Raw genomic sequence first — 24466 nt, 5'->3', positions numbered from 1 at the left:
CTAGACCGCCCTGCTGATTAAGGAAGGTTGGCTCAGCGAGGGCTTTCTGCTGAGGCCGGTGAGGCCATACATGGGACGCTCTGCTATCCCACTGGTGATCAGGGAAATTGCGTCGTTCAGGTATGTTTTTACATCCTCGGCAAAATGTCTGTTGACTTGGTTGTGGCTGAGGATATCTTCCCGCAGTCCTGTCAGTTTTTTCCGATACTGACTGAGTTTTTCCCCTTCCTCCGGGTTGAGCAGAGGAATGAGGGCGGTAAGTCTTGCTGTTTTCCCGTTTGCGGCCGGGCAAAGCTCTGCGGCCAGGTCGGTGAGCAGGGAGTCCAGGGCCTGGATGCGGGTTAGCCGGTTTTCCTTCTTGCCGCTCAGGTGGATGAGGGCCTGCATGTCCATGGCCACCAGGGCTTTTTGTTCTGCCTGAAGAATGGCGAGCATGTCCTGGGAAAGAAGGACTTCCTGTTCCAGGGTTTCGAAGAATCTGGCGGGCAGGGAGCGTTGTTCGGTCATTTCTGTGTGCTGCATGGTCTATTTCTCCTTGCTCTGTGGGCTCGGTGGGACATGGGCTTGCGACAGTTGCCGGTAGAGCATGTCGCCAAAACCGAGACCTTTGCTTCCCGCCATTTTCTGGGCTATCTGGTCATCGTGGATGGATTGGAACATTTCCTCGCCATAGCCGCCGTCAAGCAGGCCGCTCTTGGGAACGCTTTGGTGGGCCAGGGTCAGAATCTGCTTGAGCATCAGGGCCTCAAATCCGGCACAGGCCTCGCGGAGTTTCCCCTTCTTGAGCGTATCGGTCGAATTGGTGTTTCCCTTGAGTCCGGTTGTTGCTTCGCTGATAATATCCATGGTGCTTCGGCCTTCTGGTCCTAAATGATTTCCAGTTCCGCCTGGAGGGCGCCCGCAGCCTTGATGGCCTGAAAGATGGCGATGAGTTCGCGGGGGGCGACTCCCACCGAGTTCAGGGCTCGGACCATCTCGCCCAGGGTCACGCCCGGTTGCAGGGTCACGACCTTTTGGCCGATTTTGATGGGGTCAGCCGGGGAGTTGGCCGGAGCGCCGGGCTGGGGCGGGGGCTTGACCTGCAGGCTCAGGTTTCCGTGGGAAAGGGCAAACTGGTTGATCGTGACATTGTCGCCCATGACCACCGTGCCGGTCCGTTCATTCAGCACTACTCTGGCCCGATGTTCCGGGTTGATCTCGATGTTTTCCAGAGCCGCCAGCAGGGCAACCTCCTGGGCCTTGTATTTTGCCGGGACCGCGACATCCACCGAGGCCCCGTCCTTGGCGGTGGCGTAGGCTCCGCCCAGATAGGTGTCAATGGCGGTTTTCATCAGGGAGATGGTGGTGAAATCCGGCGAGGCCAGGCTGATGGTGATGCTCTCCTTGTTGGCAAAGCTCATCGGCACTTCTCGCTCCACCGAGGCGCCGTTGGTAATCCGGGCCACGGTCAGGTGATTTGTTTGCCGAGCCGTGGCCCGGGCATTGGGGTCGGGTCCGCCCCCGGTGCTGATGGGGCCTTGGGCCATGGCATAGACGTTATTGTCCAGACCTTTGAGCGGGGTGACCAGCAGGGTGCCGCCTTGCAAGGAAGTGGCGTCGCCCACCGAAGAAATGGTCACGTCGATTTTTTGTCCCACCTTGAAAAAAGGTGGGAGGGTGGCGGTCACCATGACGGAGGCGATGTTTCTCACCTTGGTGCTGTCCGGGTCCACCTTGACCCCGAGATTGTTGAGCATATTGGCGAGTTCCTGGCCGGTAAAGGCGGCCTTGTTGCCGTCGCCGGTGCCATTTAAGCCGACGACAATGCCGTAGCCCACCAGCTGGTTGTTTCGTACCCCTTTCACCGAGGCCAGGTCTTTGAGGCGGACGGCATGGGCAAGTCCGGCGTTGAAGAGAAGTCCGAGCAGCAACGCGCCGACAAAAAGCAGCGTGGTGCGCCGCATCGTCTGCGTGGGGTTGTTTTTGGGTTTTACGGTTGTCGTCTGCATGGAGCTGTCCTCGGCTTTTATTCTGCGGAGCCTGTACCTTGATATCTTAGCAAGCAATGTGCCACGGGAAAGACAGGTGTTGTAATGTGCCATTTTTAAAGGGAATATTCTTTTTTTCATGAAATCACCCTGTGAGTGAAAGGAATATTTTGCCTAGTGCCCTGCTCTGTCATCCTAAAACGGCCAGACGCTGTCCAGGACCCTGGCCATCCATCCCGGTCGTTGCTTGTCGCCGAGAGCCCCCTGGCCGCTGTATTCTATTCGGGCGTCGGCAACATGGGTCGAGAGGACGGAGTTATCCTGGGCAACATCCTGCGGACGGATGAGGCCGGAAAGAATGATGTGCTGGGTTTCGTCGTTGACCTTCACTTCCTGGTATCCGCGGATATTCAGGTTGCCGTCGGTGGTGATGTCGATGACCCTGGCGGAGATGGTGGCGGTCACGTTGCTTTTCCGGTCGGTTTTTCCCTTGCCCTCAAAATCATTGGTCAGGCCGGCCTGCAGCTCGGTGAGCGAGGGGACAAATCGGTGGTTGTTGTCCGCCAGCCAGGTCTCCAGACCGAACAGGGTTGAAATGCCACCGGTGGCGGTGGAGGTCCGTTGGGTTTTGGTATTGGCTTCCTTGTTGGCCTTGGAAGTTTCCACGATGCGGACCAGGACGATATCGCCGATCCTTTTCGCCCGGCTGTCGGCATAGAGGTCAAGGCTGTTGCTGGCCCCGTAGATTGTTCCCTCGGCTTGGACTTGCGGGGCTTTGGGCGGGGTGGGCAGGGTGTAACGCTCCGGCAGGGCTTGCTGGTTGCCTGTGCCGGCGCAGCCGGAAAGGCCAGCGAGCAGGAGGATGAAAAAGGTGGTGTGGAGTGTGGTGCGCATAATCTTCTCCTTTAATGGCTGGGGCATGTGTCTCAGAATTCGGCTTCCACGACGCCAGCACCCATAACCCGGGCCTGGATCTCGCGACGGCTGGTGAGGTTTTTGACCCGGACCATTTCGCCGAGTGCCCCGGAATTTCTAGCCTCTCCGGGCGTGGTTATCTGGATTGCTTGCGATTTCGCCATGATGGTCACCCGCTCGCCTCGGTTTACCAGGGGAGGGGTATCAATGGACTGGGTATAGAGGATGGCCCCGGCCGGTAGCGAGACTTTGAGCTTTTGCCCGACCGCCTGTTTGGGGTCTTGGATGAGACCTGCGTCCAGCATGGAGATGTCCTGTCGCCTTGTAGTGACGTCCTCGCTGCCGATGATCTCGTTGCGGCTCAACCGTTTTGTCGCGTTGACCACCGTGCCGAAAAGCCTCAGGTCTCCGCTCATATTCACCTGGCCCTGCTCCTTGCCATCTTTCAGGATGGCGGCGCTGACATTTTTCTTGCCGGGCCGGGAGTCATTTGGTTTCTGGGTGATCCGGTAGTCAAAACCGCCCACTGGCAGGGACATGGCCAGGGGGCGGACGCTGAAATTGTCGATCTGGAGATCCTCTCTGGGCCAGGGGGAATTCTGGAGCACAACCTCGCTGAAGATATTTTTCAGCACGGCAAGTTCCGGGGCCGCAATTTTGTCCGCCGTTTGTCCGGGAGAAGGACAGGCAAGGCAAAACAGCACGGCAACCATGAACAGGCGCGCCAGGCGCAGCGGCATTTTAGGCATTTTCCTCCTAGCGGACCAGGGTGTTCGCCACTTCCAGCAGTTTGTCCGCTGTGGTGACCGACTTGGAGTTGACCTCGTAGGCCCGCTGGGTGATGATCATGTTGACCAGCTCCTCGGTTACATCCACGTTGGAGACCTCTATGAAGCGCTGCTGGATGGTGCCGAGGCCATCCTTGCCGGGGTTGGCCTCGGTTGGGGCGCCGGAGGCTTGGGTTTCCTGGAAAAGATTGGCGCCGAGACTGCGCAGGCCGCCGGGATTGATGAAGCTGTGCAGGGTGATCTGGACTGTGGCGAGAACCTGCTGCTGGGCATCCTTGGCGGTGAGCAGCCCATTGTTATCGATGCCGATGGAGGTTGTCCCCTGGGGGACGGTAAATTCAGGCTGGAGCCGGTCGCCGTTTTGGGTGACCACATTGCCGTTGGAATCAAGGCTGAAGGCGCCGGATCGGGTAAAATAATCCTGGCCGTCGCGGAGCACCTTGAAAAAACCGGCGCCCTCAATGGCCCAGTCCAGGTCGTTGCCCGTTTCGGTGAGGCTGCCCTGGGTGAAGATCTTCTGCACCGAGGTGGGGCGGACACCGAGGCCGACCTGAATGCCGGACGGCACCCTGCCGCCATCGGCGGTTTCCGTGCCCATGGCCCGGATTTCCTGGTAGTAGAGATCCTCGAACTGGGCCCGGCTTTTTTTGAAGCCGGCGGTGTTGACGTTGGCCAGGTTGTTGGCGATGGTGTCCAGTTGCAATTGCTGGCCGGTCATGCCGGTGCGTCCCGAGAATAATGCGCGGATCATGCTGGTCCCCTTGTGTTGGATGTTTAGGAGCCATTCGGCTCCTTACGCCGCTATCGCTGCTGTCGTTAGTGGCAATCAGGCCGCAACCTTTCGTGGCAACGGCTATCCCAGACTGCCAACCTTGCTCACGGCAAGGGTGTCCAGGGCGTCCACGGCCTGGATCATTTTCTGCTGCCCTTCATAGGCGCGGTACAGGTCGATCATTTCCGTCATTTCCGTGACGGTGTTGACGTTTGATTTTTCCAGATGTCCTTGCAGGAGCTGGAAATTCGGCGAGGCTTCTTCCGCTGCCCCATCCGCAAGGCGAAACAGGTTCTCGCCCTCCTTTTTCAGGGCTGTCGGGTCAGCGGTGACCACAGTCAGGCGGTTGGTCTGAGTGCCATCGACAAAAAGGCGACCGTCGCTGGCCACATCTACCTTGGTGCCGGTAATGGTGACGGGGCCGGCCTCGCCGAGCACAGGGTAGCCATTGGCCGTGACCAGCAGACCTTCGTTGTTGCGTTGGAAGTTCCCGGCCCTGGTATAGCGGACGCCGGCCGGGGTCTGGGCCCGGAAAAAACCATCCCCGGAAATGGCCAGATCAAGGGGGGCGTCAGTTTTTTGAACAGCGCCCTGCTGGTGGATCGTGTTGATGCGCAGTCCTTTGCCGACCCTCTGGCGGGAGCGGTTGGCCTGGTAAAGCATCTCGTCAAAGGTGACGGTTTCCTTCTTGAACCCAGGCGTATCAACATTTGCCAGGTTGTTTGACACCTGGTTGAGCCGTTGCTCTTGGTTGATTAGGGTTTCAACGCTTTCCAGTAATCCAAGCCTGTTGTGGATGAACATGGCATACCTCTCGTGAGTTTGTGTTCTATCTTTGCAAGAGGCGTGCCGGGATTGTTTGTGGCTGGAGGTGGAGGCGTCGGTGTTGGTATAAAGATAATGAATACAATGAGATGTGAAATTGATGGTCGGCGGATGGGGCGGAGAGGTGGGTGTCAAAAAAATGGAAGCGTTCGTGGGGTGGCCGGTATATTTTTCCTAGCGGTGCTGGGCGTAATGGTTTGTTCATTTCTTTGCTTGCCCAAAGAAACGAACCAAAGAAAGGGCCCCCTGTGTCTCTTGTCCCGCCGCAGGCGGGATGCCCTGCGCTCCTCGATGCTGCCGGGGCTTTGCAAACTCGGCTGCGCCTCAAACAGTGCAAAGCCCTTTTTCGGCAGCCTCTCCGGTGCTCGGCTGCGGGCCAATGGGATTTTGGTGGCGAGGAGGCATGATGGTCTGTCGGGATTGCTTGGGAAGCAGAAGTTTTTATGAGGGCGTCATCTTGGTGTTGGCTCGGTAGATAAAGGCGAGGATTTCTGCCACCACCAGATAGGTGTCCGGGGGGATGTCGGCATTGAGGTTCAGCTTGGCCAAAATCTCGACCAGATCGGCATCCTCCTGGATGGGGATGCCATGTTCCTTGGCCAGGGCGATGATTTTTTCAGCCAGCTCCCCCGCGCCCTTGGCGACCACCTTGGGCGCGGCATCCCGGCTTCTATCGTAACGGAGGGCAACAGCCTTTTTTTTTGTTGGGGTATCTGGCATTATGGGTGCTTTCTGGTTGCGTGAGTGCGTGGTCAAGAGGCCATTGCCTGCAATTATACCCGACAACAATCGGAGCGGATGAAAAAAATGCAATTCGGACAAACCTTGCAGTCGGGAAGGCTGGTTTTGCGGTACAAGCGGTTTCTCGCCGACGTGGCCATGGACGATGGCCGGCTGCTCACCGTGCATTGCCCAAATTCCGGCAGTATGTCGGGCTGCAAGGAGCCTGGCAGCCCGGTGCTCATCTCCCTGGCGGACAACCCCAAGCGCAAATATCCCCATACCTTGGAGATGGTGCGGGTCGGCGCAACCTGGGTGGGGATCAACACCGCGCGCACCAATGGGTTGGTCGCCGAGGCCATCAGCTCCGGGGTGGTGGCGGAGCTGGCCGGGATCGAGACGATCCGGCCCGAGGTCAAGGTGTCGGATAAGAGCCGCTTGGATTTTCTCCTCACCTGCGGGGAGGAGCAGATCTACGTGGAGGTGAAAAACTGCAGCCTGGCTCTGGGCCGGGCTGCCATGTTTCCCGATGCCGTGACCGTGCGGGGGGCGAAGCATCTCCAAGAGCTGTTAACCCTGCGCCAAACCGGCTGCCGGGCCGTGGTCTTTTTCTGCGTCCAGCGGGCGGATGTGGACTATTTTGCTCCGGCCGCGCACATCGATCCTGGGTATGCTAAAGCGTTGCGGGAGGTGGCGGCCCAGGGAGTGGAGGTGCTGGCCTATGGGGCGGCCTTGAGCCCGGAGGCGATCACTGTTGCGCGAAAGCTGCCGGTGCGTCTGGGCTGAGACGCGAAAATGGTTTGCCGCCAGGCTTTTGCTTCCCCTCCCTCGACGGGAGGGGGCTTTATTGCACAATGAGAACTTGCTTCGCCGCAACCCTTGCAATAAAGTAGTGGGAACAGAAAACGGCCGCATGGCGCGGCCAGGAGATATATATGATGCAGGAAAAACCAAAAGCCGTGGTGTTACTCAGTGGCGGGCTCGATTCGGCCACGGTCCTGGCCATGGCCATGGCCGAGGGCTATGAATGCTGCTGCCTGAGCTTTGCCTACGGTCAGCGCCAGCAGGTGGAGCTGGAGCGGGCCAAGGCCAATGTCGCCCGCAGGGGGATTAAAAAGCACCTCATCCTCCGCCTGGACCTCGACGCCATCGGCGGCTCGGCCCTGACTACGGATACCGCAGTGCCCAAGGGCCGCAGCCAGGCGGAGATGAACGCCTCCATCCCCATCACCTATGTGCCGGGCCGCAACACCATCTTCCTCTCCTATGCCATGGCCTGGGCCGAGGTGCTGGGCGCGGGCGATGTTTTTCTCGGGGTCAATGTCATGGATTACAGCGGCTACCCCGACTGCCGCCCGGAATTTCTCGAGGCCTTTGAAAAGATGGCCAATCTGGCTACCAGGACCGGGGTGGAGGGGGAAACCCGTTTCCGGGTCCATGCCCCGCTTCTCAAATTGACCAAGAGAGAGATCATCGAAAAGGGGTTCGAACTCGGGGTGGATTACGGCCTGACCCACAGTTGTTATGACCCGGACAAACAGGGGCGGGCTTGCGGGGCTTGCGATAGTTGCCTGTTGCGGCTCAAGGGGTTTGCCGAGGCCGGGCGGGTTGATCCGGTGGAGTATCAGTAATAATGCACAATGGAGAGGGAATCATGAAGAATGCGTTGGGCGGCCTGTTCATGGTCGGCCTGCCAGGGACGGAGCTGGATGATTCCACCCGTGACCTTATTAATGTATACGGGATCAATAATTTTATCCTCTTCAAGAGAAACGCAGAGAATCCGGAACAGATCCGCACCCTCTGTCTGGGGCTGGCCGATGCCTGTCGCGCCGCCGGGCTGGGTGCGCCGCTGATCTCCATCGATCAGGAGGGCGGCACCGTGGCCCGACTCAAGGGGCCGCATTTTACTGAGTTTCCCGATGCCAGGGCGCTGGCGGAAAGCGACCGGGGTGAGGAGCTGTTGGCCGATTATGCCCGGACCTGTGCCAAGGAGTTGCTGGCGGTGGGGATCAATATGAACTTGGCCCCGGTGCTGGATGTGAGCCCGACTGGGCTTGGTTTGTTCATGGAAAGGCGGAGTCTGGGCGGGACGCCGGAGCAGGTGGCCCGGCTGGGCGCGCTGGTGATTACGACCATGCAGGAGAACGGCCTGGCTGCCTGCGCCAAGCATTTTCCCGGCTTGGGCGGAGCAACCCTGGACCCGCACAAGGTGCTGCCCGTGGTGGACCGTTCGCTTGCGGAGCTGCGCGGGTGCGATCTGGTGCCGTTTGGTGCGGCGATCCGGGCTGGGGTGGCCGGGGTGATGACCTCCCACACTGTGTACCCGCAGCTTGATCCCGAGTTTCCCGCCACCCTGTCGCCGCGGATTTTGGGCGGAGTGCTCCGTGAGGAGCTGGGCTATGATGGGATGGTGGTTACCGATGACCTGGAGATGGGGGCCATTGAGAATGAAGGCACCGTGGCGGAGGCCGCCCTTGTCGCTTTTATGGCCGGGGCGGATATGTTGTTGATCTGCCATGAGCATCCGAAGATTATTGCGGCTTATGAGTTATTGGATAAGGCCGTGGGCGGGGAAGTTTCCGAGGAACGGGTGCGGAAGTCGTTGGGGCGGATTGGTGAGGTGCGGAGGCGGTTTGCTGGGGGGTGAGGCACGGGGGGGTGCGAATATTTCTGGCTAGCATGATTTTTGGTGTGATGGGCAGAAATTACAGAATAACTTGTTCGGTTGCAAAAATAATATGAGCAAAAAGTACAAAAACAAAATTTGTGTTTATTGTGCTGAAACCCTGGCGACAACAGGTGACCATGTCTTTGCTCGGGAATTCTTTCTTCTAAACGAACGAGACAATTTGCCCAAGGTCCCTGCATGCACAAAATGCAATAATGAAAAGGCAGAGTTAGAACATTATTTAACCGCTATATTGCCATTTGGGGGCCGCCATGAGAGTGCGAAGGAAAATTTATCGACCATGGTTCCTAGGAGACTCGCAAGAAATAGAAAGCTTCATAAAGAACTGCATGAAAAAAGGGGCCACACTTTAAGTGTTGAGCCTGAAGGCCCTGAATCGAAATGTATGACATTGCCGATAGATGGCCAAAAATTGTTGGACCTTTTTTCATTCATCACTAAAGGCCTTATCTGGGACCATTGGGGAACACTCTTACCCGACGAATTTTCGGTTGTAACAACTGCCCTGACCAAATTTGGGGAATCTTTTTTTGAAAAGCATTTTTTGTCCCTCAACTCGAAACAGAGAGTTGAAAATATAATAGGCAGAAAAACATTTGCCTATATCGGCTTACAAGCTGTCGATGTCCCCCAAATTACTGTTTGGCTGTATACCATTTACAATGGGCTTAAATTAACTGAGACCACTGGGAACTTTTCAGAAGTGTCGACAATCATCGGTGCATTGACCGGACCAACCGAGTTGATCGACAGCTATAAAGAAATACTAAGAGCAACTTAACAAATTATTCCAATCGAAAATGGGGCCGGATTTATTTCCCTGCTTACCACGCAACCTCAGCAGCCAGAGGGATACGCTTCATCCTCCTGTACTTTTTCTTTGCTTGCCCAAAGAAAAAGTACCAAAAAGAAAAGGCAACCCGCCACTTGTCCCGCCGTTGGCGGGATGCCCTGTGCTCCTCAATGCTGCCGGGGCTTTGCAAACTCGGCTGCGCCTCAGACAGTGCAAAGCCCTTTTTTCGGCAGCCTCTCCGGTGCTCGGCTGCGTGACAATGGGAGAGATAGTCCCATAAAAAACGGCCTGACAGTGGGGCGAATTCCGCCTCTCCCACCCTGTATTTTTTCTTGCACCTCCCATGAAGAGAAGCTGTTTTTTGCCCGGCATCGTGGTAGAATACAATCGAAAGCTCTCCAATCGGCTGCCCCCTGCGGGCGCCAGTTTAATCACTTGTGATGGAGGAACTGCATGGAACTACAAGTTGAAGGACGGAACCTGGAAATTCGTAAGGCTTGGCAGGAAAAAATCGAAGAGGAGAAGGGGCGCCTTGATCGCCACCACCCTGGGCTTGTTCATCATCTGCGCATCTCCATTGAGGAGACCGCCGGGCATAAAGCGGGCGGTCATGAGGTTCGCGTGGTTGCTTCCGTTCCTAATGACACCGTGGTTGTGAAAAGAAAAGGGGAGGCGGTGCGGCCCCTGCTGGTGGAGGCGTTTGACACCTTGGGCCTCCAGTTGAAGGAAATGCAGCGCAAGCGTCGGCAGAACGGCAAGGAGCCGGAGGCTGCGGCTGCCGGACCGGCCATGGGCACCATCAAGAGTCTGTTTCCCTATGAGTCCTACGGGTTTCTCATGACCCTGGACGGCCAGGAGGTGTATTTTCACGAGAACGCCCTCAAGGACGTGACCATGGCCCAGTTGGCCGAAGGCGACGAGGTTCGTTTTGGCGAAGGGGAAGGGGACAAGGGGCCGACTGCGGCTTGGGTAAAGCTGGTTAAATAACAAGAGAGGCAAACGCACTTGACGTCATTCCGACGGAAGCCGGAGGTAAGCGAGCGGAGCGAGACTCCGATCCAGAAACTTCGGCACATGTGCTGCTCTGGACCCCGGCTTTCGCCGGGGTGACTTATCTGGGAGTGAAGGATAGACCGATGACCGTGTTGCAGCAGGTTGAGCTTGGCTCGGAATACCTGCAGGAAAATGAAGAAATAATCTGTCAAAAGATTGCCGCCCGCAAGAAAGAGTTGGGCGGCAATCTTTTAATTTTAGGGCACCACTACCAGCAGGAGGCGACCTTTCAGTTCGCCGACCTGACCGGGGATTCCCTCAAGCTTGCCCGCAATGCCGCCGAGGCCAAGGACAGTAAGTACATTGTCTTTTGCGGCGTGCATTTCATGGCGGAATCCGCCGACATCCTGACCGCGCCGGACCAGGTGGTTATCCTGCCCGATCTGCGGGCCGGCTGCCCCATGGCCGACATGGCCACCAGCGAAGCGGTGGCCTGGGCCTGGGAGGATTTGGCCAAGGTGACCACCGGTCGGGTTATCCCCGTGACCTATGTGAACTCCTCCGCCCTGCTCAAGGCCTTTGTCGGCAGGCACGGCGGCTCGGTTTGCACCTCTTCCAACGCCGAGCGGGTGCTGACCTGGGCCCTGGCCGAAGGCGACAAGGTTTTCTTTTTTCCGGACGAGCATCTGGGCCGCAACTCCGCCAGTGCTTTGGGTATTGCCGAAGATGAGGTGGTGTTGTGGCAGCGCGACAAGCCTTTGGGCGGCAATACCCCGGCCCAGTTGCAGAAGGCAAAAGTAATCCTCTGGGACGGCTACTGCACGGTGCACATGCAGTTCACCGCCGCCCATGTGGCCGCCTGGCGGGCGCGCGACCCCGAGGTTCGGATCATCGTCCACCCGGAATGCCGCAACGAGGTGGTGAGCCGGGCCGACCAGTACGGCTCCACCGAGGCGATCATCACCGCGGTGCGCGAATCCCCGGTGGGCAGCAAGTGGGCCATCGGCACCGAGATCAATCTGGTGAACCGGCTCAAGCGCCAGTACCCGGACCGGGAGATCCATTCGCTCTCCCCTTTCCAGTGCCTGTGCTCCACCATGTACCGGATCAAGCCCGGTTACCTGCTGTGGGTGCTTGACAACCTGGCCCAGGGGCGGGTGGTCAACCGGATCACCGTTCCTCCCGAGGTGGCGGCCGAGGCCAAACTTTCTCTCGACAGGATGCTGCGGATTTGACCATGCAATCCATCTATTTCGACAACAACGCCTCCACCCCGCTGGCCCCTGAGGTGCGGGAGGCCATGGCCCCCTATCTGGCCGAATGGTTCGGCAATCCGGCCAGCTCCCACCGTTTCGGCGAGGCTGCCCGACGTGGCCTGGATCTGGCCCGGGAGCAGGTGGCCGGGCTGCTCGGCTGCCATCCGGGTCGGATTGTTTTGAACAGCGGCGGCACCGAAGGCAACAACACCGCCATCTTGAGCGCGGTTTGGGGTAATCCCGGCAAGAAGCACATCATCTCCTCCCAGGTCGAACACGGCTCGGTTCTGGCACCGTTGGAGTTTCTCGCCAGCCAGGGCTACGAGGTGGAGCTGCTGGGGGTGGATGAAAACGGCGGCCTTGATCTGGAGACGCTCAAGGGTGCGATTCGGTCGGACACCGCCCTGGTCTCCCTCATGGGGGCGAACAACGAAACCGGGGTGATCTGGCCCATGGCCGAGATCGGTGGTATCTGCCGGGAACGGGGCGTGCTGTTTCACTGCGACGCCATCCAGTTGGCGGGTAAGGCGATCCTCTCGGCGGAAGCGCTGGAGGTGGATTATCTCACCATCGCCGGACATAAGCTGCATGGGCCGAAAGGGGCAGGGGCGCTCTATGTTCGGCGCACCGTCCCCTTCACCCCGTTGATCATGGGTTCCGGTCAGGAACATGGCCGGAGGTCCGGCACCGAGAACGTGCCCGGCCTGGTTGGCCTCGGCGCAGCCTGTGCGCTGGCCATGGCTGTGGACGAGGCGGCGCATCAGCGGCTGGCCGCGCTGCGGGATCATCTTGAGGCGGGGATTATCGCGGCGATCCCCGAGGTGCGGATCAACGGTGCTGCCTCGCCCAGGCTGGTCAACACCATCAATGTGAGTTTTCGGCATGCGGCCTCGGCCGGGCTTATCCAGGATCTCGATGCAGGCGGTATCGCCGTTTCGGCCCATGCCGCCTGCGAGAGTGGTGATCTTGACCCCTCGCATGTGCTGCGGGCGATGCGGGTTCCGGAACCCTTTTTGCACGGAACCCTGCGGATCAGTCTCAGTCGTTACAATACCGAGGCAGAGGTTGCGGCCCTGTTGGCCCTTTTGCCGCAAGCGGTGGCAAGATCCAGGCAGGGTTTCGCCCTCTAGTACCTTGTAACTCTTAATATTTCTGAAAAACTCCCCTCCCCTTGCGGGAGGGGTTGGGGGTGGGGGTAGCTACAACCTGCTGAGATAATGGCAACTTCCCCCTCTCCCTAACCCTCCCCCGCAAGGGGGGAGGGAATTAATTTGATGTCGATTAAAAAGTTCCAAGGTACTAGGACAGTCTCCTGGAAAAGAGAAACGGAGTACGAGGCAGTTTTAAAACTGCAATCGTTTACGAAAGGAACAGAGTATGTGCGGAATAGTAGGTTATGTGGGGCAGCGTCATGTGCTGCCCATTCTTCTTGAAGGCTTGAAGCGGTTGGAGTACCGGGGTTATGATTCTGCCGGGGTGGTGTATGTCCACGGCGGCAAGCTCCAGAAACACCGGGCCGCGGGCAAGCTCGGCAAGCTCGAAGAGCTGCTGGAATCGGTGCGCGACCGCGATAGCCACATCGGCCTGGGGCATACCCGTTGGGCCACCCACGGTGCGCCTTCCGAGGTCAATGCCCACCCGCACTGCGATTGCAGCGGCGACCTGGTGGTGGTCCATAACGGGATCATCGAGAATTATCATACCCTCCGGGAAGAGCTGAAGGGACGCGGGCATGTTTTTTGTTCGGAAACCGACACCGAGGTTCTGGCCCACCTCATTGAGGAACACCTCGCCTCCGGTGATCTGGTCAAGGCGGTGCGCCAGGCCCTGAAAAAGGTCGAAGGCTCTTACGCCATCGGGGTTTTGTGGGCCGGTCAGCCGGACCGTTTGGTGGCGGTGAGACATCAGAGCCCCCTGGTTCTGGGAATCACCGAGGGGGGCGGTTGTCTGATGGCCTCGGATATCCCGGCCCTGCTCCCCTATACCAATCAGGTGGTTTTCCTGGAGGATGGGGAGCTTGCCGTCCTCAAGCAGGGGGAATGGCAGGTGATGAGTCTGGCCAACGGCCGGAAGGTGGTCAAGAAGATCAAGACCATCGAGTGGAACGCGGCCATGGCCGAGAAGGGCGGGTATCGGCATTTCATGCTCAAGGAGATCTTCGAGCAGCCCCAGGCCATTCTCAACACCTTCCGGGGGCGGCTCGATCCGGAAACCGGCAGGGTGCAGCTGCCGGAGATAGGCTTGAGCAGCGCGGAGCTGCAGAAGATCAGCCGCATCTCCCTGGTGGCTTGCGGCACCTCCTGGCACGCGGCCCTGGTGGCCAAATACTGGCTGGAAAAATGGGTGGGTATTCCGGTGGAGGTGGATATTGCCTCGGAGTTCCGCTATCGCCGCCTGCTGCTTGACGACACCGTGATGGTGGTGCCCATCTCCCAGTCCGGCGAAACCGCCGACACCCTGGCTGGCCTACGGCTGGCCAAGAAGATGGGGGCCAAGGTCATCGCCATCTGCAACGTGCTGGGCAGCACCATCACCCGGGAGTCCCACGGCACCATTTACACCCATGCCGGTCCGGAGATCGGGGTGGCCTCCACCAAGGCCTTCACCTGCCAGCTCACGGCCCTGCTGCTGCTCACCCTTTTTCTCGGCGAGATCCGCAAGACCATGACGGCCAAGGAGCGCAAGGGGATCGGCCAGGCCCTCCTCGATTTGCCCGCCCTCATGGAGCAGGAGCTGCCCCGCTTGCAGGAGGAAACGGCCCGCATTGCCGAGGCCTTTGCCCACAGCCGGGATTTTCTCTATCTGGGTCGGGGGAGCAATTTCCCCATTGCCCTGGAAGGTGCCTTGAAGCTGAAAGAAATATCGTACATCCACGCCGAAGGCTATGCGGCAGGCGAACTCAAGCACGGCCCTATCGCCCTCATCGACCGGGATATGCCGGTGCTGGCCCTGGCCCCCAAGGACAGCGTCTATGAAAAGGTCATTTCCAACGTGGAAGAGGTCAAGGCCAGAAGCGGCAGGATCATTCTCGTTGCCAATGCGGGGGACAAAAACTGCAAGCGCATCGCCGAGCAGGTGATCACGGTGCCGGTCTGCCATGAGGAGTTGAACCCGATCCTCTTTGTGCTGCCCCTACAGCTGCTGGCCTATGAGATCGCGGTTTTGCGCGGCTGTGATGTGGATCAGCCCCGCAACCTGGCCAAGAGCGTTACGGTGGAATAGGGGATTATTTCCCCTCTCCGCAGGCGCGGCCTCTGAGGCCGAAAAAAAATCGGAGCCCCTTGCGCACCGGTGCGGAGAAAAGCTTTTTGGCAAAAACCGCGCCTGCCACCCGTTTGTTGATCTCGCCCAAGGTAGGGTAGGGGTGGATGGCCGAGGCAATCTTAGCCAGTCCCACCCCGCCGTTCATCACCGCCACCCACTCGCCCAGAAGCTCCCCGGCCTGGGGGCCGAGAATCTGCACGCCGAGCGGCCGCTCCCTGCGGTCCAGCAGCAGCTTGATCCTCCCGACACTTTCTCCCTCGGCCAATCGTCGGTCGTTATTGCTGAACTCCTCGCTCCAGACCGTGTAGTCGATCCCGGCTTTTTGGGCGCGATTTTCGTTCAGGCCGATGCTGGCGAGGCCTGGCTGGGTATAGGTGCACCATGGCACCAGGCTGTAATCGGCTTTTTTGGGCAGATGAAACACGGCATTACTCAACACCACACTGCCTTCATACCCGGCAACATGGGTGAATTGGTAGCCGCCGATGACGTCGCCGGCTCCATAGATATGGCGGTGGCTGGTCCGCAGATGGCTGTCCACGGTGAGCCCTTTATGATCGAAAGGGATGCCGATTTTTTCGAGACCAAGGCCGGCCGAGTTGGCGGAGCGGCCTTGGGCGACCAGGATCGCCTTGCCCCGGAGGGTCACGGTCTCGCCCGCCGCATTTTTCACCACCACCTCCCGCTCCCTTCCCAGATCCCCCACCCGGACCACCGTGGTGTTCAGCAAAAAGGTGACGCCTTCCTCCTCCAGCGCTTGCTGGACGATTTCTGTCATGTCCCGATCTTCCTTGCTTAATATCTGGCCGCTGCGCTGGATCACCGTTACCTTGGTGCCCAGGCGGCAGAAGGCCTGCGCCATCTCCACCCCAATGGGGCCGCAGCCGAGGATGATCAGCGAGGCGGGCAGTGTCTCCAGCGAGAAGAGATCGCGGTTGGTCAGATAGGGGGTGGTCGCCAGGCCTTCGATGGGAGGAATTTCCGGGGACGAGCCGGTGGCGATGACCCAGGCACGGGCGGAGATGGTTTTGCCGCCCAGAGTAACGGCGTGTTCGTCGGTGAATACCGGGTTGCCGAATTCGACCCTGGCGCCGAGTTTGCAAAACCGCGCCACCGAATCATGCTCCTGAATGGCATCTATCACCGACCTGATCCGGGCGGCAACCTGCCGGAAATCCACCCCGGGTGGGGTAATGGCCGGCAGGCCGAATCGCGGCCCGTTTTTCATGAGGTGATAGACATGGGCGGTTTTGAGCAGGGTTTTGCTCGGCACGCAGCCGTAGTGGAGGCAATCTCCGCCCAGCTCCGTTTCTTTTTCCACCAGCAAGGTCTTGGCCCCGAGTTGCGCCGCGCCGGAGGCCACCGTGAGCCCTGCGGCGCCGCCGCCGATGATGCCAAGGTCATAATCGTAGTTGGCCATGCTGTTTTTTCTCCGTCTTGTCTGGTTTATGGCAGCGTTGGCTTGAGAATTTGCTCCTTCCATAGTAGGATGTGCCCCAGAATAGATACGGCGAGCAGCGTGCGCGCTATGGATTCGGGATAAGTATACAGCATTATTCTGCCGCCAGGCCAAGGCAAAATCAACTGGGCTTGCAGCGGGGTGCATCAGGAGCGAAGATGAAGAAAAAAGCATTGATTACCGGGGTGACAGGGCAGGACGGCGCCTATCTGGCGGAATTTCTTCTGGAAAAAGGCTACGAGGTCCATGGCCTGAAACGGCGGACCTCGCTCTTTAATACGGACCGCATCGACCATATCTTTCAGGACCCCCATGAAACAAACGTCGCCTTTATCCTGCATCACGGCGATATGACCGATTCCAGCAGCCTGATCCGGATCATCCAGAAGGTGCAGCCCGATGAGGTGTACAACTTGGCTGCCCAGAGTCATGTGGCGGTTTCTTTTGAGGAGCCGGAATACACCGCGGATTCGGACGCCCTCGGCGCTTTGCGGATTCTGGAGGCGATCCGAATCTTGGGGCTGGAGAAAAAGACCAGATTCTATCAGGCCTCGACCTCGGAGCTGTTCGGCAAGGTGCAGGAGACCCCGCAGCGGGAAACCACCCCGTTTTACCCCCGGTCCCCCTACGCGGTGGCCAAGCTCTATGCCTACTGGATAACGGTGAATTACCGGGAGGCCTATGGGATCTATGGCTGCAACGGGATTCTTTTCAACCACGAATCCCCGATCCGCGGCGAAACCTTTGTCACCAGAAAGATCACCCGGGGCCTGGCCCGGATCGGTGTCGGTCTGCAGAGTTGCATCTATCTCGGCAACATGAATGCCCTGCGGGACTGGGGACATGCTAAGGATTTCGTCGAGATGCAGTGGCTCATGCTCCAGCAGGAGAGCCCGGAGGATTTCGTGATCGCCACGGGCGAACAGCACAGTGTGCGGGAGTTTGTCGAGGTGGCGGCCGGGGAGCTTGGGGTTCGGCTCCGCTGGGAGGGTGAAGGGGTTGAAGAGATCGGCATCGTGGCTTCGCTGGCCGATGCCCCGGAAGGCACTGGATTCACGGTGGGGCAGGTCATTGTCCGGGTGGATGCTCGCTACTTCCGGCCCACGGAGGTGGAAACCCTGCTGGGCGACCCGACTAAGGCCAAGGAAAAATTGGGCTGGTTCCCGAAGATCACCTTTGCCCAACTGGTAACCGAGATGGTGCGCGAGGATCTTGAAATCGCCCGGCGGGATAAAATGTGCCAGCAGAGCGGGTTTAAGGTTTTCAACCGGCACGAGCAGCCGTAACCTCCCTTGGCGATGAAGATGAAGGTTCTGATAACCGGCGGCAATGGCTTGGTCGGGCGCAATTTCCGGGAGCATCCGGCAATGGACGGGTTCGAGATTTTGGCCCCCTCCAGCCGTGCGCTCAACCTGCTCGATTACGGCCAGGTCGCCCAGTATCTCGCCGCCCACCGGCCCGAGGTGATCATCCACGCGGCGGGCCGGGTTGGGGGGATCGAGGCGAATGTGCGGGAGCCGGTCCGTTTTTTTCTCGATAATCTCGACATGGGCCGCAATCTGGTTTGGGCAGCGCGCCAACAGGGTGCGCCCCGCCTTATCAATCTCGGCAGCTCCTGCATGTATCCGCGCAACGCCGCCAATCCCCTGCGGGAGGAGATGATCCTTCAAGGGGAGCTGGAGCCGACCAACGAAGGCTATGCCCTGGCCAAGATCGCCACGGCCCGCCTCTGCCAGTACATCGCCCGAGAAGACAGCGGCTATGCCTATAAAACCCTGATTCCCTGCAACCTCTACGGCCGTCATGACAATTTCGACCCGGCCAGCTCCCATCTTATCCCGGCGGTTATCCACAAGATGTACCGGGCCAAAGAGGAGAACCGGGAGACGGTGGAAATCTGGGGCGACGGCCTTGCCCGGCGGGAGTTCATGTATGCCGGCGACCTGGCCGATTGCCTGGTCAGGGCGGTGTGTTCGTATGACACCCTGCCGGAGATGATGAACGTGGGGATAGGGCAGGATTGCACCATCCTTGAATATTACCGGACGGTTGCCGAGGTGGTCGGTTTCCGGGGCACCTTTGTGCACAATCTGGCCAAGCCCGTGGGCATGCAGCGCAAACTCGTCGATGTGGCACGGGCTGCTGCCTGGGGCTGGACCGCCCAAACCTCGCTTAAGCAAGGCATCGGGCAGGCGTACGACTATTACTTGCAACAGCAGGAGCACCAAGCATGAGCAGATATCCCTTGGCATGTACCTCCTGGGACGAGGCGGAATATGAGGCCATGGCCCAGGTTGTTCAATCCGGCAGATTTTCCATGGGCGAGCATGTCGCTGGCTTTGAGCAGGAGTTTGCCCGCCATTTCGGTTCGCGCTTCTGCGTTATGGTCAATTCCGGCTCCTCGGCGAACCTGCTCATGGTGGCCGCCCTCTTTTACCGGGAAAACAAGGCAGAGCGGCTGGCGGCTGGGGATGAGGTCATTGTGCCCGCGGTTTCCTGGAGCACCACCTATTTTCCTCTGCATCAGTACGGCTTGAAACTGAAGTTTGTGGATATCGATCCTGCCACCCTGAACTATGACCTTGCCCAGCTTGCCGACGCCGTAAACGAGCGGACCAGGCTGGTCATGGCCGTCAATCTCCTGGGGAATCCCAACGATTTCGCCGCGATTCAGACGATCCTGGCGGGCAAGGGCGTTATCCTCATCGAGGACAACTGCGAGTCCATGGGTGCGGCCTTTGACGGGAAGATGGCCGGAACCTTCGGCCTCATGGGCAGTTTCAGCTCGTTTTTCAGCCACCACATCTCCACCATGGAAGGGGGGATGATCCTCACCGATGACGAGGAATTGTTTCATATCCTGCTCAGTCTCCGGGCCCACGGCTGGACCAGGAATCTGCCCAAGGTGAACAAGGTCTGCGGCGTGAAGGGGGATAATCCTTTCGAGGAGTCTTTCCGTTTCGTGCTGCCCGGCTACAACGTGCGTCCTCTCGAACTCAGCGGCGCCCTGGGGACGACCCAGATCCGCAAGCTCCCGGAGTTCGTAAAGGTGCGCCGGGAGAATGGTGCCAAATTCCTCCGCCTCATGGAACCCTTCCCGCAGTTTCAGGTCCAGCGCGAGATCGGGGCAAGCAGCTGGTTTGGCTTCAGTCTGGTGGTGCGGGAGGAGGCGGGGTTTTCCCGGGAGGATGTGGTCCGGACCCTGGACAGCCACGGGATTGAGTGCCGTCCCATCGTGGCGGGTAATTTTGCCCGCTGCGAGGCGGTGCGCTGGCTCGATGCCACGAACCACGGCGCTCTTGCCCAGGCGGACTGGATTGACCGCAACGGTCTTTTCATCGGCAATCACCATTATCCGTTGGATGAACAGTTTGCGCTTCTCGGCGAGGCGCTCAGAAAATTACCCGGTTGAAGGGCCCTGGTTTCTTGCCCCAACAGGCCTCCGTTGCCATTATGAAAATAATCTGGTCCGCTCCCCCGCAAGAGTCCTTGCCGGACAAAAAAAACCCGGTCCTTTTCCTGCCCGGTTGGGGATTTTCCGGGCAGGTGGTGGATCTGGCGGAAAGGTGCTACCCCTGGGCACGACCGGCTGTCCCGCTGGACCCGGCCACTGCCCAGGCGGAGATTTTGACGTTTCTTACCGAACACCATCTTGAAACCATTCAACTGGTCGGCTGGTCCCTGGGCGCCTTTCTGGCTTATGATTTTGCCTGTGCCTTTCCTGAAAAAGTGGCCAGCCTGACCCTGTTGGGCATGCGGGCTTCCTGGCCGTCCTCGGAGATCATCGCCATCCGCCAGAGCCTTGCGACCGATCCCGTGGAATTTATGCGGGATTTTTACCGGAAAAGCCTGCTGGGCTACAAAAAAGAATCGCGGCGTTTTGTGGCGGAACAACAGGAGGCGCTCATGGCATCCCTCAACGTGCAGGTTCTTGGCCGGGGCCTCGACTATCTGGCCCAATGGCGTCTTCCTGCCCAAGTCCCGCCATGCCCGGTTTTCTGTTGGCACGGGCGGCGGGATATCATCGCGCCGGTGGCGGAGCAGGCCGTGATCCCAGGAGCCCGCACCACCATCATCGAACATGGCGGACACGCCCTTTTTCTCGACCGGGAGTTTGCCCCAGGTGAGTGAATCCAGGAAACAAAGAATCCGGCAACGGTTTTCCCGCGCCGCCGGAACCTATGACGCCCATGCCGAGGTGCAGAAGGAGCTGGCGACCCGCTTATTGCGAGAGCTTCCCGAGGGCAGCGGGTCGGAGCGTAGCGAAGGTGTCGGGCGCATCCTGGAGATCGGCTGCGGCACCGGATGTTTCACCGCCCTGCTTGCCGAACGCTACCCGGAGGCGCGGATCACTGCCCTGGATTTTGCCGAAGGCATGGTGCACTTGGCCAGAAAACGGCTGGGAGACAAGGGCAATGTCTCCGTGCTCTGCGAGGATGGGGAACGGTTTCTGGCCGCCTGCTCCACCACCTTTGATTTGATCTGTGCCAATTCCACCCTGCAATGGTTTGATGACCTCGGGGCGGCCCTGGGGCAAATCGGCCGGTTGCTCTCCGACCAAGGTCGTTTTGTTGGGGTGCTGTTCGGCCCCCGGACCTTCAGCGAGCTGGCCCAGGGATTGAGTGAGGTCTTTGGCCAGGAGGTGCGCTTGCCGCCCCATGGCTTTCCCTCCGGGGAAAAACTCCAGGACATGCTCCGGGGGATTTTCCCGCGCTTTGTCGTGCAGGAAGAGGTCAAGGTGAGAAACTATGGGTCGCTTCTTGCCTTGCTGGACCATATCCGCAAGACCGGCACCGGCGGCGGCCAGCTGCCTGGGGCGTTAACCCGGGGGCGGCTGCACCGGCTGGATGCCTGGTTTCAGGCAATCCATGGCGGGTATCCTGCCACCTATCAGGCCTTTGTCGTCAGGGGTGAGAAATGAGTGCGATCTTTGTGGCTGGCACGGACACCAATGTGGGCAAGACCCATGTCTGCGGGTTGCTCCTTGATTTTTTGCGAAGAAACGGGAGCGATGCCGGTTACCAGAAATGGGTGGCCACCGGGCCGGAATCTCCGCCTGCTGATTTGGCAGCCTGCCTGCGCATGGCGGGTCTTCCCCTTGAGCTGGAGCTGGTCAGCAGTCAGGTGGTCTATCATTTTGCTCTGCCCGCCTCACCCCACCTCGCTGCCGAGCAACAAGGAGTGGTTGTTGATCCGGCCTTGATCCGCGCCCGCTATCAGGAGATGCGAGCCCGCCATGAGTTGCTCATTGTCGAGGGGGTTGGTGGGCTGATGGTGCCACTCAACCGGGAGTTGCTGCTGGTGGATTTGTTGAAGGAGTTGCGGATCCCCACCCTGATTGTGGCGAGGAGCGGCCTTGGCACAATCAACCACACCCTGCTGACCCTGGATGCCCTGCGCCACAGGGATATCCCGGTTCTGGGGGTAGTGTTTTCCGATGCCGCGCTTGCTGAAGATGATCTGCTGGTGGAGGACAATATGCGCACCATCGCCGAAATGGGACGGGTGCAAGTCTTTGGCCGCCTGCGGCGTTGTGGCGATCCTGCTCAGGCCCGGTTAGATTTTGTTCCGGTTGGCAAGGCGATTGCCGAGGCGTTGAGGCTGTAATTGCGGGAGACTTACTTCTGGCCGCAACCGTGGATGGAGCGGCTTTCCGGCACCCCGAGTTTTTTGAGGATGGTGGCCAGCGGGCAGAACTTGCTGAAACCGTACTGGAAGAGATTCGCCCCGACAAAGGCGGTGAAGAAATACCAATAGGGGTGTACCCAAGTGCCCAAGGCCAGGCTGGTCAGGATGAGGGTGCCGGCAACAACATGAACCCAGTCCGTGATGATCATGGGGGAATCTCCTTGGTAGTGTGGTCGGAAATCAGGGAACCTGGCAGAAGAGTTCCCGCATGGTTTTGATCAATTCGGTCACCCTCCCTTCCGCGATCCGGTTGAAGATGAAGTTGGCATCCTTGCGGTAGGCGATTATCCCCTGGTTGCGGAGGATGGAGAGATGCTGGGAGACATTGGCATTGGTGGTGTGCACTTCCTTGTGGATATCGCCCACGGTCATTTCCTTGTCCTGCAGTAAGCAGAGAATCTTCAGGCGGATGGGGTGCGACATGGTCTTGAGGAGTTTGGCGATATCCTCGATATGGTTGTCATGCATGGAGCTGTTTCCTTACCTGAAGTTAAGCTGCTACTCTAATCCTGGGCCATCTTGTCTGTAAACAGAAAAAGATTACCCTTCCTTTCCTCGAGTCACCCGTACCGGATCATCCACCTCTGCCCCAAGAATTCTGGCGGCATTTCCATTGGTTACGGCCAGTTCAAGGTAGCCGCGGCTGCCGATGAGCGCCAGAACCTGTCCGTTTGCCCCCGAGGCGTAAGCACTGGCCAGTCCGGTCACTTGTTGTTTCTTATGAAAGATCTGGATGGAAGCCGGATCAGCTGTCAACCCGGCAAGATCATCCTGGTGGATATTCGTGGTCAGGTTGCCGAAATGGTCGATGTGGATCACGGACCCGGCTATGTTGCCATGAATCCGGTCAATTTGCAAGGTGGGGGATGCAAGTTTTATAAGATTTTCCTTAAGCGCCTGGGTGCCGAGGGAGGAGAGCCCGGTGCCATTGGCCAGGGCTGCCGCGACTGGGGCGAGAATATCGCGACCATGGAAGGTGGTGCTCAGCGGCTGGCGGTAAAGATGCGGGCAGTCAAGGACAATAGCCTCTGCAAAGAGATAGTCCTGCAGCAAGGGGGTGAGGATGCCGTTGTCCGGCCCCAGAAAAATCTGGCCCATGGCCCGGACCGCCAGAAGCCGCCTATCCGTGCCCACTCCCGGATCGACCACGGCCAGATGGATGGTCTCTTTTGGAAAATACGGGGCTGCCGCCTGAAGAATAAAGGAGGCCTGCCGGATATCCTGGGGCCGGATGGTGTGGCAGAGGTCGATGAGCCGCGCCTGCGGGGCCAGGCCGATAATGACCCCTTTGATTACGCCGAGGTATTCATCCTCCAGGCCGAAATCCGTGGTCAGGGTTATCATGGGAGGCATGGCTTCACCCCTCAATGGACAAGGCGGGAGACCCCGACCATCTCGGTGCGGGTGCGCAGCTGGGTTTGGTACCGGCGCAGGGCCTCCACCGTGGCCGGGTGGGGGTGGCCGATGCCCACGGCCTGGCCATGCTCCCCGGCGAGCCGGACCAGGAGGTCAAGCTGGGCCATGATCTTGTCCGGGTTCTGGTCGTTGTCGAGAAAAACGGTGCGGCGTTCCGCCTTGACGCCCATCTCCAGGGCAAGATCATAGGCAACGCTTTCGGAGGCAGTCACGCTGTCTAGGAAAAAAAGGTTGCGCGTCCGCACCAGGGTCAGCAGGGTCCGCATGGCCTGTGGGTTGGCGGTGAAGCGGGAACCCATGTGGTTGCTGATCCCAATGGCTTTGGGAACCGCTTGCAGGTCAGCGGAGAAGAGGGAGGTCATGGTTTTCGCGTCCATGGCCGTGGTGAGCGCGCCTTGACCGGGATTCCATTTTGGGTCCACGGGCTCAAGGGGCAGGTGGAGGAGGATGTCGCGCCCCTTGGACTGGGCCTCCTGTTGCAGCTCTTCGGAAAAGGGGGTGAAGGGCAGGAAGGCGAAGGAGAGGGGCAGATCCAGGGCGAGGAGGGCCTTGCCGGTGTTCTGCCGGTAACCCATATCGTCGATGACGATGGCCACAAGGGGCAGGCCGGTAAGAGGCCTTTTCGCCGCCTTCTTGGGGCGGGTTGCAACCGGTGGTGCCTGGTGGGGCAGGGCAGGTTCTTCGTAGAGCGGGGCAGGCAGCGATTCGGCCTCCCGGGGCAGGGGCTTGTTCTTGGATTGCCCGCTCAGCAGGGGCAGCGGGCCTTGCGGCGGTTTGCCTGGATAGAGCACCATGAAATAGAATCCGGCGGCCAGGGTCGCGGCCACAAAGAGAAAGAGGCAGAAGAGGCCAAAGCGGCGTGCTCCTTTCTTTTTGGCGGTTTTCCGGGCGGGTTTTTTCGGGGGAACCTGAGACATG

General features: G+C 59.2%; 27 protein-coding genes. 14 read left to right on the top strand and 13 right to left on the bottom strand.

The features are described from left to right. The 8 genes from ACZ46D_RS09605 to ACZ46D_RS09570 all read right to left on the bottom strand — a co-directional run bounded on the left by ACZ46D_RS09605 (position 1) and on the right by ACZ46D_RS09570 (position 5987). On the bottom strand, positions 1-522 hold the full coding sequence (locus ACZ46D_RS09605; protein WP_464927219.1) for a flagellar protein FlgN: 522 nt from the start codon (positions 520-522) through the stop codon (positions 1-3). Positions 523-525: 3 nt separating this feature from the next. Further along, complete coding sequence (locus ACZ46D_RS09600) at positions 526-846, bottom strand: rod-binding protein (protein ID WP_464927218.1); 321 nt, start codon at positions 844-846, stop codon at positions 526-528. Positions 847-866: 20 nt separating this feature from the next. Next, a complete protein-coding gene (locus ACZ46D_RS09595) occupies positions 867-1988 on the bottom strand; it encodes a flagellar basal body P-ring protein FlgI (RefSeq protein ID WP_464927217.1) in 1122 nt (373 codons plus the stop codon). Between the two features lie 174 nt (positions 1989-2162). Beyond that, complete coding sequence (locus ACZ46D_RS09590; protein ID WP_464927216.1) at positions 2163-2861, bottom strand: flagellar basal body L-ring protein FlgH; 699 nt, start codon at positions 2859-2861, stop codon at positions 2163-2165. Between the two features lie 32 nt (positions 2862-2893). Next, entirely contained in the window at positions 2894-3631 is a 738-nt protein-coding gene (gene flgA, locus ACZ46D_RS09585) for a flagellar basal body P-ring formation chaperone FlgA (RefSeq protein ID WP_464927215.1), read from the bottom strand. A gap of 7 nt (positions 3632-3638) precedes the next feature. Continuing rightward, positions 3639-4421 (bottom strand): flagellar basal-body rod protein FlgG, encoded by a 783-nt coding sequence (flgG, locus tag ACZ46D_RS09580; protein ID WP_464927214.1) that lies wholly within the window; start codon positions 4419-4421, stop codon positions 3639-3641. Between the two features lie 102 nt (positions 4422-4523). Continuing rightward, positions 4524-5246 carry a flagellar basal-body rod protein FlgF gene (flgF, locus tag ACZ46D_RS09575; protein WP_464927213.1) on the bottom strand — a complete coding sequence of 241 codons (723 nt, stop codon included), beginning with the start codon at positions 5244-5246 and terminating at the stop codon, positions 4524-4526. Positions 5247-5708: 462 nt separating this feature from the next. Beyond that, the gene (locus tag ACZ46D_RS09570) at positions 5709-5987 is read right to left on the bottom strand and encodes an EscU/YscU/HrcU family type III secretion system export apparatus switch protein (protein ID WP_464927212.1); all 279 of its coding nucleotides are present in this window, start codon (positions 5985-5987) and stop codon (positions 5709-5711) included. 87 nt (positions 5988-6074) lie between these two features. Between ACZ46D_RS09570 and sfsA the strand changes: the two genes are divergently transcribed. From sfsA to glmS, 8 genes are all read left to right on the top strand, one after another. Continuing rightward, a complete protein-coding gene (sfsA, locus tag ACZ46D_RS09565) occupies positions 6075-6773 on the top strand; it encodes a DNA/RNA nuclease SfsA (RefSeq protein ID WP_464927211.1) in 699 nt (232 codons plus the stop codon). A 149-nt stretch (positions 6774-6922) separates the two neighbouring features. After that, positions 6923-7618, top strand: a complete 696-nt coding sequence (gene queC, locus ACZ46D_RS09560) for a 7-cyano-7-deazaguanine synthase QueC (RefSeq protein ID WP_464927210.1) — start codon at positions 6923-6925, stop codon at positions 7616-7618. 23 nt (positions 7619-7641) lie between these two features. Continuing rightward, the gene (nagZ, locus tag ACZ46D_RS09555; protein WP_464927209.1) at positions 7642-8637 is read left to right on the top strand and encodes a beta-N-acetylhexosaminidase; all 996 of its coding nucleotides are present in this window, start codon (positions 7642-7644) and stop codon (positions 8635-8637) included. Positions 8638-8728: 91 nt separating this feature from the next. Continuing rightward, positions 8729-9460 (top strand): HNH endonuclease, encoded by a 732-nt coding sequence (locus ACZ46D_RS09550; RefSeq protein WP_464927208.1) that lies wholly within the window; start codon positions 8729-8731, stop codon positions 9458-9460. 465 nt (positions 9461-9925) lie between these two features. Further along, a complete protein-coding gene (locus ACZ46D_RS09545; RefSeq protein ID WP_464927207.1) occupies positions 9926-10459 on the top strand; it encodes a cold shock domain-containing protein in 534 nt (177 codons plus the stop codon). 149 nt (positions 10460-10608) lie between these two features. Next, on the top strand, positions 10609-11700 hold the full coding sequence (gene nadA / locus ACZ46D_RS09540; RefSeq protein ID WP_464927206.1) for a quinolinate synthase NadA: 1092 nt from the start codon (positions 10609-10611) through the stop codon (positions 11698-11700). Between the two features lie 2 nt (positions 11701-11702). Beyond that, positions 11703-12851, top strand: coding sequence for a cysteine desulfurase family protein (locus tag ACZ46D_RS09535; RefSeq protein WP_464927205.1), 1149 nt, complete (start codon positions 11703-11705; stop codon positions 12849-12851). 247 nt (positions 12852-13098) lie between these two features. Continuing rightward, on the top strand, positions 13099-14943 hold the full coding sequence (gene glmS, locus ACZ46D_RS09530) for a glutamine--fructose-6-phosphate transaminase (isomerizing) (RefSeq protein WP_464927204.1): 1845 nt from the start codon (positions 13099-13101) through the stop codon (positions 14941-14943). A gap of 4 nt (positions 14944-14947) precedes the next feature. On the opposite strand, the gene ACZ46D_RS09525 is transcribed toward glmS, so the two are convergent. Then, the gene (locus ACZ46D_RS09525; protein ID WP_464927203.1) at positions 14948-16405 is read right to left on the bottom strand and encodes a dihydrolipoyl dehydrogenase family protein; all 1458 of its coding nucleotides are present in this window, start codon (positions 16403-16405) and stop codon (positions 14948-14950) included. A 197-nt stretch (positions 16406-16602) separates the two neighbouring features. Between ACZ46D_RS09525 and gmd the strand changes: the two genes are divergently transcribed. The 6 genes from gmd to bioD are packed head-to-tail and all read left to right on the top strand — an operon-like array spanning position 16603 to position 22051. Then, entirely contained in the window at positions 16603-17730 is a 1128-nt protein-coding gene (gene gmd, locus ACZ46D_RS09520; protein ID WP_464927202.1) for a GDP-mannose 4,6-dehydratase, read from the top strand. Between the two features lie 18 nt (positions 17731-17748). After that, positions 17749-18678, top strand: a complete 930-nt coding sequence (locus ACZ46D_RS09515; RefSeq protein WP_464927201.1) for a GDP-L-fucose synthase family protein — start codon at positions 17749-17751, stop codon at positions 18676-18678. Next, positions 18675-19856, top strand: a complete 1182-nt coding sequence (locus tag ACZ46D_RS09510) for a DegT/DnrJ/EryC1/StrS family aminotransferase (protein WP_464927200.1) — start codon at positions 18675-18677, stop codon at positions 19854-19856. The genes ACZ46D_RS09515 and ACZ46D_RS09510 overlap by 4 nt, the downstream gene beginning before the upstream one ends. Before the next feature lie 41 nt (positions 19857-19897). Continuing rightward, the gene (locus ACZ46D_RS09505; RefSeq protein WP_464927199.1) at positions 19898-20575 is read left to right on the top strand and encodes an alpha/beta fold hydrolase; all 678 of its coding nucleotides are present in this window, start codon (positions 19898-19900) and stop codon (positions 20573-20575) included. Beyond that, positions 20568-21365: a methyltransferase domain-containing protein gene (locus ACZ46D_RS09500; protein WP_464927198.1), complete on the top strand. Its 798-nt coding sequence runs from the start codon at positions 20568-20570 to the stop codon at positions 21363-21365. The genes ACZ46D_RS09505 and ACZ46D_RS09500 overlap by 8 nt, the downstream gene beginning before the upstream one ends. Then, a complete protein-coding gene (gene bioD / locus ACZ46D_RS09495; RefSeq protein ID WP_464927197.1) occupies positions 21362-22051 on the top strand; it encodes a dethiobiotin synthase in 690 nt (229 codons plus the stop codon). The genes ACZ46D_RS09500 and bioD overlap by 4 nt, the downstream gene beginning before the upstream one ends. Before the next feature lie 11 nt (positions 22052-22062). On the opposite strand, the gene ACZ46D_RS09490 is transcribed toward bioD, so the two are convergent. The 4 genes from ACZ46D_RS09490 to ACZ46D_RS09475 all read right to left on the bottom strand — a co-directional run bounded on the left by ACZ46D_RS09490 (position 22063) and on the right by ACZ46D_RS09475 (position 24465). Further along, positions 22063-22281: a YgaP family membrane protein gene (locus tag ACZ46D_RS09490; RefSeq protein WP_464927196.1), complete on the bottom strand. Its 219-nt coding sequence runs from the start codon at positions 22279-22281 to the stop codon at positions 22063-22065. Positions 22282-22312: 31 nt separating this feature from the next. Further along, on the bottom strand, positions 22313-22600 hold the full coding sequence (locus ACZ46D_RS09485) for an ArsR/SmtB family transcription factor (protein WP_464927195.1): 288 nt from the start codon (positions 22598-22600) through the stop codon (positions 22313-22315). Positions 22601-22672: 72 nt separating this feature from the next. Next, positions 22673-23485 carry an SAM hydrolase/SAM-dependent halogenase family protein gene (locus ACZ46D_RS09480; protein ID WP_464927194.1) on the bottom strand — a complete coding sequence of 271 codons (813 nt, stop codon included), beginning with the start codon at positions 23483-23485 and terminating at the stop codon, positions 22673-22675. An 11-nt stretch (positions 23486-23496) separates the two neighbouring features. Next, positions 23497-24465 (bottom strand): divergent polysaccharide deacetylase family protein, encoded by a 969-nt coding sequence (locus tag ACZ46D_RS09475; protein WP_464927193.1) that lies wholly within the window; start codon positions 24463-24465, stop codon positions 23497-23499. Position 24466 lies beyond the last annotated feature (1 nt).

The sequence above is a fragment of the Thiovibrio sp. Mzg5 genome (genome assembly GCF_055379285.1).
This window is presented reverse-complemented; position numbering and strand designations above follow the sequence as displayed.